Below are 15,931 nucleotides of genomic sequence, written 5' to 3' on the forward strand. Positions count from 1 at the left end.
CACTATTTTTTGATGCTCAAAACCAACATTTAGGAGGAATTTTAATATGTTATTAATCGGCACAGAAGTAAAACCGTTTAAAGCTAATGCTTACCATAATGGAGAATTTATCCAAGTTACTGACGAAAGTTTAAAAGGAAAATGGAGTGTAGTTTGTTTCTACCCAGCTGACTTCACATTCGTTTGCCCAACTGAACTTGAAGACTTACAAAACCAATACGCAACTCTAAAAGACTTAGGCGTTGAAGTATACTCTGTATCTACAGACACTCACTTCACTCACAAAGCATGGCATGATAGCTCAGAAACTATCGGCAAAATCGAGTACATCATGATTGGTGACCCAACTCGCACAATCACTACAAACTTCAACGTTTTAATGGAAGAAGAAGGTCTTGCTGCTCGTGGTACATTCATCATCGATCCAGACGGCGTTATCCAATCTATGGAAATCAATGCTGATGGTATCGGCCGTGACGCAAGCATTCTTGTTAACAAAATTAAAGCTGCTCAATACGTACGTAACAACCCTGGTGAAGTTTGCCCAGCTAAATGGCAAGAGGGTTCTGCAACACTTAAACCAAGCCTTGACCTTGTAGGCAAAATCTAAGGAGTTCGATCAAAATGATACTAGATGCAGATATAAAAACACAACTATCCCAATACCTTCAATTAATGGAGAACGATATTTTACTTAAGGTAAGCGCAGGAGACGATAACGTATCTAAAGATATGTTAGCTCTAGTAGACGAATTAGCTACTATGTCATCTAAGATTACAGTAGAAAAAGTTGAATTAGAGAGAACACCAAGCTTTAGCGTAAACCGCCCTGGTGAAGACACTGGTGTCGTATTCGCTGGTATTCCATTAGGACACGAATTTACATCATTAGTGTTAGCTTTACTACAAGTAAGTGGACGCGCTCCAAAAGTTGAACAAAAATTAATCGATCAAATTAAAAACATTCAAGGCGAATATCATTTTGAATCTTATATCAGCCTAAGTTGTCATAACTGTCCTGATGTTGTACAAGCTCTTAACGTAATGAGCGTTCTTAACCCTGGTATTACACATACTATGATTGATGGCGCTGCATTCAAAGAGGAAGTAGAAAGCAAAGACATCATGGCAGTACCAACTGTTTACCTAAACGGCGAATCTTTCGGAAGCGGTCGTATGACACTTGAAGAAATTTTAGCTAAAATGGGTAACGGTCCAGATGCATCAGAGCTTTCTGATAAAGATCCATACGATGTTCTTGTTGTTGGTGGGGGCCCTGCTGGTGCAAGTGCAGCAATTTACGCAGCACGTAAAGGCATCCGCACTGGTATCGTTGCTGAGCGCTTCGGTGGTCAAGTAATGGATACTATGGGCATTGAGAACTTCATCAGCGTAAAAAAGACTGAAGGTCCTAAGCTAGTAGCAAGCCTTGAAGAACACGTAAAAGAATACGACATCGATGTAATGAATCTACAACGTGCGAAACGTTTAGAGAAAAAAGAACTTATTGAAGTGGAACTTGAAAATGGCGCTATTCTGAAAAGTAAGAGCGTAATCGTTTCTACAGGTGCTCGCTGGCGTAATGTTGGCGTACCAGGTGAAGCTGAGTTCAAAAATAAAGGTGTAGCATATTGCCCACACTGTGACGGTCCATTATTTACTGGAAAAGACGTAGCAGTTATCGGCGGAGGTAACTCTGGTATTGAAGCAGCTATCGACTTAGCAGGTATCGTTAAGCACGTAACTGTTCTTGAATTCATGCCAGAATTAAAAGCTGATGCTGTATTACAAGAGCGTCTTAACAGCTTACCAAACGTAACTGTTCTGAAAAACGTTCAAACGAAAGAAATCACTGGTACTGATAAAGTAAACGGTATTTCTTACATCGATCGTGAAACTGAAGAAGTTCATCACGTTGAATTACAAGGTGTATTCGTACAAATCGGTCTTGTGCCAAACACAGACTGGTTAGGCGAAACAGTTGAACGCGTTCGCGGTGAAATCGTAACAGACAAGCACGGCGCTACAAACGTACCAGGAGTGTTTGCTGCAGGTGACTGTACAAATAATCCGTACAAACAAATCATCATCTCTATGGGTTCAGGTGCAAACGCAGCTTTAGGTGCATTTGATTACTTAATCCGTAACTAATAAAAAACAGGTGCCAAGGCACCTGTTTTTTTATTACCCTAATGTATAAACTAAAAACCTCTCATTCCCATTCTTCTCATAAGCACCTGGCAATCTAACTTCTTTCTTCAGCTCAAACGCAGTCTGATTTTCTAAGAAGAAAATATAGTCCTCAGAAGGATAATATAAAATAATATCCACTTCTCTCCCCGTATTTTCTACTGAAAGCAAAATGTTATTTACTACATTCATAAACACTTGCACAGAAAACGGATTAAAGAAATAAAACCTATTATCATGTGGATCAATCTTATATTCCTGCGCTAAACAACATTGGAATTGAATTTTCCCCTTACTGTTTCTTGCCTTTCGTGCATAACGATCTCGATTATCAATCGCTTCTTTATAAAACTCTTCATTCATTTCAATTCCAACTGCTGAAGCCCCACATTTATGATGCATATAAAAGTTTAATCGCCCTTTTCCGCACCCAAAGTCTACAATTCGGTCACTACTTTTTATTTCATATTGATTCAGTAACTCATCTAATCCGCTATACGGCGTCGGTTCATAACGGTGATAATGCATAGATTTGTTAAACCCTTTTTGCTCACCGACTGTTTTTATATGTAAAACTGCATCGTAATATTGTTCGTTCATTCGTTTTCTCCTATTAAAAAATGGTACTTATTATTATACACCATGTACTGGAGGCTCATTTTTCATCAAATTAATAGGTACGTGAAATTATATTAACGATTTTCTTAATATATCTATCGTAACTTCAAATATATCAACGATTTTCTCAATATATCTATCATAACTTCAAATATATCGATTTACCGACAATTCACGACAAAAAAACAGGAGCTCTTTAGCCCCTGTCTTCTAACACTTTCAATACAGTTTGTTTCAATATTTCTACCCCATCCATAATACAACTATGATCAAATCTCATATACGGATGGTGTAATCCAGGTTGTAGGTCTGCTCCTAGTCCAAGCATGACAGCTTTTAAATGTGGTCTTTTCACTGTATAGTAATGGAAATCATCGCTTCCTGTCGTATAGAGAGGCCCTGTGCATCTCTCTTCCCCATACACTTCGAGAATACCTTTACGCATAAAGCGCTCTGCTTCTTCGGAAACCTCTGCTCCTGGTGCAAGATCCATCCATTCGTATGAAATTTTCGACCCCATCGATGCAGCTGATTCTATTACATGCTCAATCTTTTTCTTTAATTCTTCTAATAGTATATTACTCTCTGCTCTTACATCTAAACTGAAATGACCATTTCCCGGAATAATATTTAAATTATCACCACCAGCTTGGCATCTCGTCATTTTTACTGAATAAGAACTTTGCGGTGGCAGCCAAATATTTTTCAAACCGACATTAATCATGGAAATGACATCAATCGCATTCACACCTTGGTGTGGTCTTGCCCCGTGTGCATCCTCCCCATGAATCATACCCTCTAAAAATCCTGCTGCTCCATGGCGAATAGATGAGGCTGCTTGTTTCAAAGATAGTTCTTCAATTGGTCTTAGATGGACGCCAAATAAGAAATCGGCATCATCTACAGCACCCTTCTCCACCATCTTCAAAGCACCATTACCCTTCTCTTCTGCCGGCTGAAAAATAAATCTAACCGTACCACTTTTCCATCTCATATTTTTCAATTGTAAAATAAGTCCCATTACAATGGTCATATGAGCATCATGGCCACATGAATGGTTCGCTTTAAATTCTCCATTTACTTCTTGCCAAAGTGCATCCATATCAGCACGAATCGCAATAACTGGATTCCCGCCTCCAATCTCAGCAATTACACCTGGACAATCATCAAATGTTCTATATGAAATTCCTTCTTCTTTTAAAAAGTCAGTAATATACGTTGTCGTTTCATATTCTTTCCAACTTACTTCAGGGTTTTCGTGTAAATGCTGAAAAATCTCCGTTAAGCGCTCTTGTAGTTCTAATGTTTTCAACGTTCCAGTCTCCTTCCCACATTACAAACGATTCGGGTTAATTATACTTATGAAAAACAGATGTTTTTATGAACATATTGAATTTTAAGAAAAAAGTCAATTGTTTATTTTTAAATACTTAAAAACCTTACTCTGCACTTATATTACAAACTAAACAAACAACTAGAACATTCCTTATTTTCTGTTTTTTATGTTGACGCTTACATAAACTTTTAGTTATCATAACCTAATAAACGTCTATTTTACGACAATTCTAAAAATACAAACAAACATACGTAACAAGGAGGAACTTTATGAAAAAAGAAATACCTTTTGGAATAGCGATTATCCCTATTATCATTACCGTTGCAGTTATGATGGTTACAATTGTTGTATTAAAACAAACCCCTCACGTTCCACTTATTATCGGTACAACCGTTGCTTCTATTGTCGCTTGGCGTTACGGTTACAAATGGAATGATCTTGAAGAAGCAATGTATAAAGGGATTCGTCTTGCATTACCTGCTATCGTCATTATTATTCTTGTTGGCTTAACAATTGGTGCTTGGATTGGCGGTGGAATCGTCGCAACGATGATTTATTACGGTTTAAAACTTTTAACTCCATCACTATTTTTAGTTTCCATTACCGTCATTTGTTCTATCGTTGCATTAGCAATTGGTAGCTCTTGGTCTACAATGGGAACAATTGGTGTTGCTGGAATGGGAATTGGCCTAAGTATGGGAATTCCAGCTCCAATGGTTGCTGGTGCCATTATTTCAGGCTCTTATTTTGGCGATAAAATGTCACCGCTTTCAGATACAACTAACTTAGCCGCAGGATTAACAAATACAGATTTATTCGCACACATTCGTCACATGTTATTTACTACAGTTCCAGGTTTAATTATTACTCTTATCGTCTACGCAGTCTTAGGAAGAAGCTTCGGCGCTAACAATATTGATGCGAAAAGCATCGATCAAACGTTACAAGTATTGCAACAAAACTTTGTTATCTCACCTTTCCTACTCATTATACCCGTAGTCGTTATGGTATTGGTCGCAAAAAAAGTTCCTGCTATACCAGCGATTCTCGTCGGTATTATTTTAGGATTTTTATCACAAGTCTTTATTCAAGGTGGTTCTGTCTCAGCATCTGTCGGTGCACTCCAAGCTGGATTTGTTATAGACACTGGAAACAAGCTAGTAGACGAACTATTTAACCGCGGTGGCTTAGATTCGATGATGAATACAGTCTCTATGACAATTGTCGCTATGACTTTCGGAGGAGTATTAGAACATACAGGTATTCTTCGCTCAATTGTAAATCAAATTTTAAAGTTAGCGAAATCAGCAAAAGGGCTTATCGCTTCTACTATCGCATCTTGTTTTGCAACAAACCTTACTTGCTCTGAACAATATATTTCAATTGTTGTCCCTTCAAGAATGTACGCAAATGCATACACAGAAAAAGGACTACATTCAAAAAACTTATCCAGAGCATTAGAAGATGGCGGAACATTAACTTCTGTCTTCGTTCCTTGGAATACGTGCGGTGTATTTATTCTCGCTACACTTGGCGTAGGTGCATTTGAATATGCCCCTTATGCTATTTTGAATTTCATCGTACCTATTATCTCAATCATTTATGGCATAACAGGCTTCACAATTGTAAAACTATCAGACATTGAAAAAGCAGAATTACTAAAGAAACAAAAAGCTCAACTAGAAGCTTAAAAATAGCGGTAAATTCAGTTCATATAGTGCGCGAGGTCGCCCTTGTTGATAGGGCATTTCCTCGCCACAAATATGAGCATACCCGTAATCAACTAATTTCTTTAACAACCTTTCTGTCGATCTTCGAGTCACTTGTAAGTACTCAGAAAGGTCAGCTGCTGTAAACTTCAATGACGGATGCGATTGACTAAATTGAATGATTTTTGACAAGTTGGCCGGACTAAGCTTCGTTTCCTTCGCTATTTTCATTAGTTCCGGATTATCATTTTTCAAACTTTGTACTCTCTGTTCTTTCGGGAACGGACCAAACAAATCTTTATCACTTGTTAGTATATAAAAACAACGATCTATTGGATTATTCTTTGCAAAACTTTGAGCAATTTTTGCATTTTGCTCCGCCTCTTTCACGGTTTTTCCATAACCAAATCCAATAGCTATCGTTCCTTCTACGCTTGCAAACAAGTTATTTATCGCATTTGTTTTAATAATCGATTCGATATCACCACGAGTTGTATACAAAATACATGTCATTTCATCCACTTGTTTAAATGAACCACGTAGTTCTTTTGAAATGACATCTAGTTTTTCAAGCAAACTCGCTCGTAATTCTAAGGAAGAAATAATACAAGCACCAACAGTAGCTGAATAGCTTTTTGCTAACTCAGCTTTTATTTTTGCATCTTTTAGACCATGTATAATGGATTGTGTTGGATCAATCATACGCTCTGAAGGAACACCTATTTTTTGAAGCTCATCGTAAACAGCGTGAATACTAGTTAAAGCTAAATGAGCCTCTCCAGATTGATATTTAGCTACATGAAAATCGATAACTCTATTTATCTCATCTTTACTCCACAGCATATTTTCATAATCCAACACTTGCGGGCTTTCTTTTATACCAATATCATGGAACACATTTGTAATAAACGAGCGGTCTACTAAATCGATGGAAATGTTATGTGGTTGAATACTTTGATGATACATGATAGAAAGAATTGAAGATGCGACAGTTGTCTCGTCTTGCTGTAAGTATGTACTTGGAATTCGTAATTGTTCTCTTATTTCTTTTGCCATATAATAAGGTAAAGCACCTGAGAAAAAGATGACATCACAAGGCTTTAGACACTTTAATAGTTCAGAAGATTCCGTCGGATGAAGGTAAATATATGGATCAATTTCTATTCCTTCTAATTTTTGAGCAATAGGAAAAAGGTTCTCCATAAACTCCTTTGAACCGACAACTGCAATTTTTATCATCATTTTCTCTAACTCCTTATCATTAATTAACGACTATTTAACGTCAACTATATCAAATGTACAAAACTATTGTAAACAGGAAGGGGTTTCTATTCAATGAAAATTACAGCTATTCATCTTTACGCAATTCGTTTACCGCTTCGCAATCCGTTTGTTATTAGTTATGGCTCTTATTCTGATATGCCCTCTATTATCGTCAAAATGGAAACAGATGAAGGTATTATCGGTTACGGTGAAGGCGTTGCTGATGATCACGTCACAGGTGAATCATGGGAAAGTACTTTCCATACTTTAAAACATACGCTAACCCCTGCTCTAATCGGGAAAAATCCAATGAATATCGAAAAAATACACGACATAATGGACAATACAATTTACGGTGTTCCAACAGCGAAAGCTGCAATTGATATTGCTTGGTTTGATATAATGGGCAAAAAACTAAATCAACCTGTATATCAATTAATTGGCGGGCGCTATCATGAAGAATTCCCTGTCACTCACGTTTTAAGTATTGCCGATCCTGAAGATATGGCTGAAGAAGCTGCTTCTATGATTCAAAAAGGTTACCAATCTTTCAAAATGAAAGTTGGTACGAATGTAAAAGAAGATGTGAAACGTATTGAAGCTGTACGAGAACGTGTAGGAAATGACATCGCTATTCGCGTTGATGTAAACCAAGGCTGGAAAAATAGCGCAAACACATTAACAGCACTGCGGTCATTAGGACATTTAAACATTGACTGGATTGAACAACCTGTTATCGCGGACGATATTGATGCCATGGCTCATATCCGTTCTAAGACAGACCTCCCGCTTATGATTGATGAAGGACTAAAAAGTTCTCGTGAAATGCGCCAAATTATTAAATTAGAAGCTGCTGATAAAGTGAATATAAAACTAATGAAATGCGGTGGCATATATCCAGCTGTAAAGCTCGCTCATCAAGCTGAAATGGCCGGCATTGAATGCCAAGTGGGATCAATGGTCGAATCATCTGTTGCCTCTTCCGCAGGATTCCATGTCGCTTTCTCAAAGAAAATCATTACGAGCGTAGAAATAACAGGACCATTAAAATTCACGAAAGACATTGGAAACTTACATTACGATGTACCATTCATTCGCTTAAACGAAAAGCCCGGACTCGGTATTGAAATAAACGAAGATACACTACAAGAACTAACCGTCTTTCAAGACGTTGTACGCTAAAGGAGGACTATCATATGACGGTTCTATACGAAGGAACATTAAAACAAAATAACGAATCATTTCACGTTACATTACTATCACTAGAGCACATCGAACAAATTTTATCACTACAAAACATCGTAGTTGAAGCACTAGAAGATAAAAGTCGTTTACAACCACTCTCACTAGAAGAATTTCAATACATTCTAGAAGGAAACGGCATGATGATCGGTGCTTTTATCGAAAACAAACTCATCGCATTTCGCGCTCTACTCGTCCCTCCTATCGACGATGAACATTTAGGGCTTGATATTGGTTTGCCAGAAAGTGAACTACACCGCGTCATCTATCAAGAAATCTCAAACGTTCATCCGAACTGCCGAGGAAATGGTATGCAAAAAATATTAGCAAAAGTCATTATGGAAGAATTGCAAAAAGAAGACAGCAAATATGATTATGTATGCTGCACCGTTGCTCCTTTTAACATTCCGAGTTTGAAGGATAAATTTGCGCAAGGAATGGAGATTGCTGCGCTGAAGGAAAAGTATGGTGGTAGTCTGCGGTATGTTTTTGTGAAGAAATTGCGCAGAGATAAGGAAAACGATTGGACAGATGTTCAAAGTATTCTAATGAATGATGCTAGTGGACAGCAGGCTTTGCTTTCGGAGGGGTATCGTGGGTATGAGATGGCGAAAGTGGATGGGGATTTTGTTGTGATGTTTGGACGCTAATCTATATACTCGAAAAGAGGAGATGTCTGCTGTGACCTCTCCTTTTACTTTCTCTTCATTGAACATATCGATTGCAACTCCAAATATATCAGCGGTTTTCGAAATATATCGGCGCAACTCCGAATATATCAGCGATTTTCGAAATATATCGGCGCAACTTCAAATATATCAGCGATTTTCGAAATATATCGACTTACCGACAAAGATTGACAATAATTGCAACCTATACAAAGCGCAACATTAAACCGTCATCTTCCAACTAGATAAAGCTAACCAGTTCTCCATTTCCTTATAATCGGGCATGATTTTCCCGACAAGACGCCAAAACGATCGATCATGATTTAAATGAACCATATGACACATTTCATGAACAACTACATAGTCAATTACTCGCTGTGGTGCCATTGCTAGCTTCCAATTGAATGTTAGTTGTAAATTCGAATCGCAAGTACCCCAAGTACGACTACTATCTGTAATACAAATAGAACGTGGTTTTGTTTTGAAATTACTTTGATGCGCTTTAATACTCTTCTCTACTAAAGATTTACACTGCTTATAGTAAAATCGTTTTAAAGCTTGTTGTATTTTCTCATCCTTAAGCTCTTTCACATAAATATGTAACTTATCCCCTTTAAATACTGCGTTGTCTTGCTCAATGCTTGCATCTTGGGAAATCTGTATCGGATACGTATTCCCTAAATACAAAAAGCCTTCTCCTTGATCATAATCCTTTTCCTGTGGTCCATGCGCTCGCTCCTGCATTTCTTTACGTGTTGTCTGAATCCAACCCCACTTCTCTTCTAGCAACTGGACTAAGTATTCAACAGGTGTCCCTTTCGGAGCCTGTATTTCTACATTTCCATACGAATCTACAAAAAGACGCACGGACTTTTTCTTCTTATAAGTTATATGAAAATTAATTGTCTCACCTAAATATGTATGTACCATTTCATCACCTAGCATAGTATTTTTACAAATAAAAAAGAGTAGGATACGAACGTCCTACTCTACCTATTATATCATTTACTGCTTTAACGAACTCATTATCCTCTATACTTTACACCTAATCCCTTAATGAAATTCCTTGCGTATCTATCGCCGCACTCTTTGTAATTTTTATGACCTTTTTTTCTTAATAGAGCGCCTAACTCTCCTTTTGTTACCGTAACGCCTACGCTATCTAGTATATCAAGTACATCCTCACTCGTTAAAGATAGTGCGATTTTCATTTTCTTTAGAAGAAGGTTATTGGCACTCTCCTTGCTCTGTACAGGTGCAGGCTGCCCTGGTTTCGGATCTTGCTTTCCTCTTTTTAAAGTAATAAATCCATTTAAAAATGCCTCTAACATCATCATATCGCATGTTTTTACGTACTCATCTTCAGCTACCTCATCATTTTCAGCTTCATGCTGAGGAACTCTCTTTATTTTTGTAAGCATATCAACTACGTCTTCTTTCGTTACTTCCATCCCGCCAAGTTTAAAGATTTCTACCATATCTATATCTTTTATATCTAAAGCGTATCGTACTCTTTTTAATATATCGTTGTTGCTCATTGCCATTGGGTTTCCTCCTGAAATGTTGATTATTTATTCAGCGGTTAAAGTTTATGCTATAACCTGCTTTAAATTATCATGTTTAATCTAACCTTTTAGTTATTGTCCGCTAAATTAATACTTTAACATTTTAAAGATATGTTTTATAGTCTTACCCGAACTTTTCTCTATCATTGTATCTACAGAGCTCTTACATGTTTTTTATATGCCTATAAAAAGATTTCTCTCTTAACATTAACTAAAAGAAAAAAACAGTGCTTTGATTTCTCAAATACACTGTTCTTTTCCAGCTCTGCACTTATTTTCAACTCACTCATGTCATGCACTACATATGAAATGATTTAACTGCTTAAAAGTTAAACCATCTCACTATCCTGAGCCTCACTAACACTATCCTCAAACTTATCCAACAAAGCACGCACCTCATCCGTCGACTTCGTGCTCATCAATTGATTTCTCAATTCCGCAGCTCCTGGGAAGCCCTTTACATAAATTTTGAAGAAGCGATGAAGTCCTGTAATTGAGCGTGGCAGTACTTCTGCATATTGATCTTGAAGATCAAGTTGTAGTCTTAAAAGATCTAGATGTTCTTTACTGCTATGCTCTCTTGGCTCTTTTTCAAACGCAAATGGATTTTTGAAGATGCCTCGTCCGATCATTACGCCATCAATGCCGTATTTTTCAGCAAGTTCCAGCCCCATTTTACGATCAAGGATGTCTCCATTGATTGTTATTAACGTATTTGGTGCAATGCGGTCACGTAATTTTTTAATTTCCGGAATTAGTTCCCAATGCGCATCTACTTGGCTCATTTCTTCTCTTGTGCGTAAATGAATAGAAAGGTTTGCAATATCTTGTTTGAAAATATGAGTTAACCAATCTTCCCACTCGCTTAACTCTTTAAAGCCAAGTCTTGTTTTTACGCTGACAGGTAGTCCGCCCGCTTTTGCTGCTTGAATAAGTTCTGCTGCAACGTCTGGACGTAGAATAAGGCCACTACCTTTCCCTCTTGATGCTACATTCGGTACTGGGCAACCCATATTAATATCGATGCCTTTAAATCCTAGTTCTGCCATACCGATACTCATTTGACGGAAGTATTCGGGATTGTCTCCCCAAATATGTGCTACCATCGGCTGTTCGTCTTCTGTAAAAATTAAACGGCCACGTACACTTTTCATACCTTCTGGATGACAATAGCTATCCGAGTTTGTAAACTCTGTGAAGAATACGTCTGGACGACCAGCTTCACTTACTACGTGACGGAAAACAACGTCTGTCACATCTTCCATTGGTGCAAGTACGAAAAATGGTCGTGGTAATTCACGCCAAAAATTATCTATCATTTCAAATTCAAATCCTCTCACTATGAATACAATTTCAAAATCTAAATTTATAATTTGTGAAAATCAGCAATATTTATTTTAACTAAAATCGCTTATGAATGGTATTTTTGTAAACCAAAAAGCAGGTGGTATAGATTTTTTCTATATCAACTGCTTTCCTATTATACTAACTTAAGCCAAGCCACACACTCCACATGAGTCGTATGCGGGAACATATCAACAGGTTGTACTTCCTGTGTTTTATATCCGCCTTCTTCTAGTACTTTTAAATCACGTGCTAATGTTGCTGGGTTACATGATACGTATACGACGCGTTTTGGCTTCATGTCAATGATTGTGTTTAGTAATGCTTCGTCACAGCCTTTACGCGGTGGGTCTACGACCATTGTGTCAGCAATTACGCCTTCTTTGTACCATTTTGGAATGACTACTTCTGCTTCTCCTACGCCAAATTCAGCGTTTGTCATGTTGTTTAGTGCTGCATTTCGGTTTGCGTCTTCAATTGCTTCTGGGACGATTTCAACGCCGTACACTTTTTTCGCTTTTTGCGCTAGGAATAACGAGATTGATCCGATTCCGCAATAGGCATCAATTACTGTTTCGTTACCATTTAATTTTGCGTATTCTAACGTTTTATCGTATAGCACTTTCGTTTGTTCTGGATTTACTTGATAGAATGAACGTGCTGAAATCGCAAATTTAATGTCACCGATAAAGTCATAAATATATTCTGATCCGTACAGTACTGTCGTTTTATCTCCGAAGATTACATTCGTACGCTTCGTATTTACGTTTTGAACAATGGATTTTACTTCTGGGAATTTCGCTGCAATTTCTTCAATGATTGCGTTTTTGTTCGGCAATTCTGCTGTACGTGTAATGAAGACAAGCATAATTTCCCCTGTTACCTGTCCGTAACGAGCCATTACGTGACGAAGTGTTCCTTTATTACGCTCTTCGTTGTATGCAGTGATACCGTGCTTTTCACAAATACGTTTTACTTCTTGGATTAATGTATCGTTTTCTTCTGCCTGAATTAAGCATGATTCCATATTAATGATGTCATGCGTTCCTTGGCGATAGAAACCAGCTACAAGTCCGCCTTCACGTTCTCCGATTGGTACTTGTGCTTTATTGCGATATACCCACGGATTTTTCATGCCAAGTACAGGATGAACAGGAACATCACCTAGTCCTCCAATGCGCTGCATAACGTCACGTACTTGTTTTTCTTTCGCCTGTAATTGTCCTTCATAAGTTAAGTGCTGAAGCTGACAACCGCCGCACTGATTATATACTGGGCATTCTGCATCTTTACGATATGGACTTTCTGTATGAAGCTTCATTAAACGACCAAATGCGAAGTTTTTCTTCACTTTAATAATTTTAATTTGCGCTTCTTCACCTGGTAATCCGTTTTTAACGAAAATAGGATAGCCCTTTACTTTCGCAACACCGGCACCATCATGTGTTAAATCTTCAAATACTACATCTATAAACTCGTTTTTCTCAACTGGTGGCGTCATTTTAGTACTCATTTTCCGACCTCTCTTTTTCATAACACTGCGTTACATTTTATCATACTTATATGGTCTTTTTCTATTGGAAGAAAAAAAGCTATTGACGATAGTTCTCTGTTAATGTTACGCTACTACTAATTTAATACGGACGATGTTACCTCATATATACTTGATAATATGGATCGAGAGTTTCTACCCAGCAACCTTAAATTGCTGGACTATGGGGAAAACTAATGAATATTAGCCTATGCGCAAAAAAGGACTCATATTGATTAGCTTTCTCTCATAGATGAAAGTGAATCCATATGGGTCTTTTTTTATTTTTATTTTTCTAAAAGGTCAGACATCTTACGTATGACATAAAACCTCATTCCTTTATTTTTAGTAATATAACGAGCGTTTTATGTACAAACTTTATACGAACTTCTGAAAGGGGCAACTACATGCAATATGTAATGAGCATTATCGGTATTCTTGCCGTGTTAGGTTTATGTTTTGCTTTGTCAAACAACAAAAGTAAAATCAACTTCCGTGCAATTGCAATTATGATTGGTTTCCAAATTTTAATCGGTTGGTTTATGTTTGCTACAAAGATTGGTCAACAAATCATTATTTTCATTAGTAAAGTTTTCAACAAACTAATTAAACTTGGTACGACAGGTGTCGATTTTCTCTTTAATGGAATTCACAGAGATTTTGTCTTTTTCTTAAACGTATTACTAATTATCGTATTTTTCTCAGCACTACTTTCAATCTTTAGTTATTTAGGTGTTTTACCATTCATCGTTCGCGTTGTCGGCGGTGCTATTTCAAAAATTACTGGTTTACCACGCGTTGAGTCATTCCACGCAGTAAACTCTGTATTCTTCGGTTCAAGTGAAGCATTAATCGTTATTAAAAACGATTTACAGCATTTCAATAAAAACCGTATGTTTATCATTTGTTGTTCTGCGATGAGCTCCGTTTCTGCTTCTGTTACAGCATCATACGTAATGATGTTAGATGCAAAATACGTACTAGCAGCTCTTCCGCTAAATTTATTCTCAAGCTTAATCGTTTGTTCGTTATTAACACCAGTTGATACGAAGAAAGAAGATGAAGTGATTCAAAAATTTGATAGAACTCTATTCGGGGACAGCTTTATCGGTGCAATGATTAACGGTGCGCTTGATGGTTTAAAAGTAGCTGGTATCGTTGCCGCATTAATGATCGCCTTTATCGGTGTGATGGAAGTTGTAAACTACGTAATTAGTGCAGCTTCAGGCGCAATGGGACATGCCATTACTTTACAACAAATCTTCGGTTACGTACTTTCTCCATTCGCATTCTTAATGGGTATTCCAACTCAAGATATTATCCCAGCTGGTGGTATTATGGGTACGAAGATTGTTTTAAATGAGTTTGTAGCAATCCTTGATTTAAAAGACACAGCTACAACATTAGCTCCACGTACAGTTGGAATCGTTACAGTATTCTTAATTAGCTTCGCAAGTATTAGCCAAATTGGTGCAATCGTTGGTACAATCCGTGCCCTTTCTGAAAAACAAGGAAGCGTTGTTTCTAAATTTGGTTGGAAAATGCTATTTGCATCAACACTTGCTTCTATTTTATCTGCGACAATCGCTGGATTGTTTATTTAATAAAAAATCACCTTTGCTTAGACAGCAAGGTGATTTTTTTATTATCATCATTTAAGAAACTGAAGAAAACTCTAATGCCTCTTCCTTATTAATAATTTCCCCCTTATATTTACCTTTCACGGAAATATCAATAATTGATTTATTTTCTGCTTCAATTTTCCCTAAAGAAAATATATATATTAAGTCATCTTTTTTTAACATCCATTGTTTTCCGTGCCAAGGACCAGTTAACTTCTGTTCTGGTGACGCTAGTATTTCTCCAAAATATTCACATTCGCCTAGAGATGTTTTTACTGTATTCTTCTTCGTATCAATAACTACATATTTAAGGAGCTTTATACTTTCACTTGAAAAAATCTCTACTTCATGATCATTTTTTTTCTTAAATTTCAGCTTTCCATCTTTTGTATTAACCAATTTACTTTGATCAATTGCATTTAGTACAAACTCATACTCTTCTTTTGTAACACCGAAATTAGGATGATATGGAAAACTTTTTTTCTCTGCATGTTCTTCTACATATTTTAAATACCATTCCATATTACTTGCTAGATGCTCTCTCATTCTTTGACCAATACTCCCTACCTTTTTAAGAGTATCTGGTTCCATCTCAAGTGTCATAATATCCGCCGTCACTTCCGCATTCATAAGATGCGATGGAATATACTCTTCCACGCTATTCGCTTTACTCACTTCACTTTGACAACCAACTATAAATAGCGATATGAAAAAGATATATATTATTTTTTTATATTTCATTTCTATTCTCCACTCTATACATTATTCTTACTTAGTTTTATAGCGGTTTTCATTATAGTATAAAATCTTTATATTTTAATAAAATACATATCCTTATGCAAA

The 15,931-nt window shown here is 37.0% G+C and carries 14 protein-coding genes and 1 riboswitch; of the genes, 6 read left to right on the plus strand and 8 right to left on the minus strand.

The annotated features are described in order from the left end of the window. Positions 1 to 46 precede the first annotated feature (46 nt). Together ahpC and ahpF are read left to right on the plus strand one after the other, a co-directional pair. On the plus strand, positions 47 to 610 hold the full coding sequence (gene ahpC, locus ACQGSG_RS20150) for an alkyl hydroperoxide reductase subunit C (RefSeq protein WP_000924420.1): 564 nt from the start codon (positions 47 to 49) through the stop codon (positions 608 to 610). Between the two features lie 14 nt (positions 611 to 624). After that, positions 625 to 2,151, plus strand: coding sequence for an alkyl hydroperoxide reductase subunit F (gene ahpF / locus ACQGSG_RS20155; protein ID WP_000599501.1), 1,527 nt, complete (start codon positions 625 to 627; stop codon positions 2,149 to 2,151). 33 nt (positions 2,152 to 2,184) lie between these two features. Here the strand turns inward: ahpF and ACQGSG_RS20160 are convergent, their stop codons facing one another. Beyond that, positions 2,185 to 2,790 (minus strand): SAM-dependent methyltransferase, encoded by a 606-nt coding sequence (locus tag ACQGSG_RS20160; protein WP_048567395.1) that lies wholly within the window; start codon positions 2,788 to 2,790, stop codon positions 2,185 to 2,187. Positions 2,791 to 3,004: 214 nt separating this feature from the next. Next, entirely contained in the window at positions 3,005 to 4,120 is a 1,116-nt protein-coding gene (locus tag ACQGSG_RS20165; protein ID WP_098218070.1) for a M20 peptidase aminoacylase family protein, read from the minus strand. A gap of 293 nt (positions 4,121 to 4,413) precedes the next feature. On the opposite strand from ACQGSG_RS20165, the gene nhaC reads away from it, so the two are divergent. Continuing rightward, positions 4,414 to 5,835, plus strand: a complete 1,422-nt coding sequence (gene nhaC, locus ACQGSG_RS20170) for a Na+/H+ antiporter NhaC (protein ID WP_000711525.1) — start codon at positions 4,414 to 4,416, stop codon at positions 5,833 to 5,835. Here the strand turns inward: nhaC and ACQGSG_RS20175 are convergent. Next, positions 5,824 to 7,095 carry a transcriptional regulator gene (locus ACQGSG_RS20175; protein WP_097998567.1) on the minus strand — a complete coding sequence of 424 codons (1,272 nt, stop codon included), beginning with the start codon at positions 7,093 to 7,095 and terminating at the stop codon, positions 5,824 to 5,826. The genes nhaC and ACQGSG_RS20175 overlap by 12 nt on opposite strands. A gap of 93 nt (positions 7,096 to 7,188) precedes the next feature. Between ACQGSG_RS20175 and ACQGSG_RS20180 the strand changes: the two genes are divergently transcribed. Next, entirely contained in the window at positions 7,189 to 8,298 is a 1,110-nt protein-coding gene (locus ACQGSG_RS20180) for a dipeptide epimerase (protein WP_325842801.1), read from the plus strand. Positions 8,299 to 8,312: 14 nt separating this feature from the next. After that, positions 8,313 to 9,008, plus strand: coding sequence for a GNAT family N-acetyltransferase (locus ACQGSG_RS20185; protein ID WP_325842800.1), 696 nt, complete (start codon positions 8,313 to 8,315; stop codon positions 9,006 to 9,008). A 240-nt stretch (positions 9,009 to 9,248) separates the two neighbouring features. Here the strand turns inward: ACQGSG_RS20185 and ACQGSG_RS20190 are convergent, their stop codons facing one another. The 4 genes from ACQGSG_RS20190 to rlmD all read right to left on the minus strand — a co-directional run bounded on the left by ACQGSG_RS20190 (position 9,249) and on the right by rlmD (position 13,448). Next, a complete protein-coding gene (locus ACQGSG_RS20190) occupies positions 9,249 to 9,956 on the minus strand; it encodes a M48 family metallopeptidase (RefSeq protein ID WP_426947903.1) in 708 nt (235 codons plus the stop codon). 95 nt (positions 9,957 to 10,051) lie between these two features. Next, complete coding sequence (locus tag ACQGSG_RS20195; RefSeq protein ID WP_001251714.1) at positions 10,052 to 10,570, minus strand: DUF1456 family protein; 519 nt, start codon at positions 10,568 to 10,570, stop codon at positions 10,052 to 10,054. 350 nt (positions 10,571 to 10,920) lie between these two features. Next, positions 10,921 to 11,910, minus strand: a complete 990-nt coding sequence (locus ACQGSG_RS20200; RefSeq protein ID WP_325842799.1) for a tRNA-dihydrouridine synthase — start codon at positions 11,908 to 11,910, stop codon at positions 10,921 to 10,923. Between the two features lie 161 nt (positions 11,911 to 12,071). Further along, positions 12,072 to 13,448 (minus strand): 23S rRNA (uracil(1939)-C(5))-methyltransferase RlmD, encoded by a 1,377-nt coding sequence (gene rlmD / locus ACQGSG_RS20205; RefSeq protein WP_000105038.1) that lies wholly within the window; start codon positions 13,446 to 13,448, stop codon positions 12,072 to 12,074. A 121-nt stretch (positions 13,449 to 13,569) separates the two neighbouring features. Next, positions 13,570 to 13,671, plus strand: a riboswitch (purine riboswitch). Positions 13,672 to 13,873: 202 nt separating this feature from the next. Between rlmD and ACQGSG_RS20210 the strand changes: the two genes are divergently transcribed. Continuing rightward, positions 13,874 to 15,070 (plus strand): NupC/NupG family nucleoside CNT transporter, encoded by a 1,197-nt coding sequence (locus ACQGSG_RS20210; RefSeq protein ID WP_001200489.1) that lies wholly within the window; start codon positions 13,874 to 13,876, stop codon positions 15,068 to 15,070. Positions 15,071 to 15,121: 51 nt separating this feature from the next. Here the strand turns inward: ACQGSG_RS20210 and ACQGSG_RS20215 are convergent, their stop codons facing one another. After that, positions 15,122 to 15,829, minus strand: a complete 708-nt coding sequence (locus tag ACQGSG_RS20215) for a hypothetical protein (protein ID WP_000875608.1) — start codon at positions 15,827 to 15,829, stop codon at positions 15,122 to 15,124. Positions 15,830 to 15,931: the final 102 nt, after the last annotated feature.

This window comes from Bacillus sp. GMa5/1 (assembly GCF_050172015.1).
Lineage (GTDB): Bacteria > Bacillota > Bacilli > Bacillales > Bacillaceae_G > Bacillus_A > Bacillus_A cereus.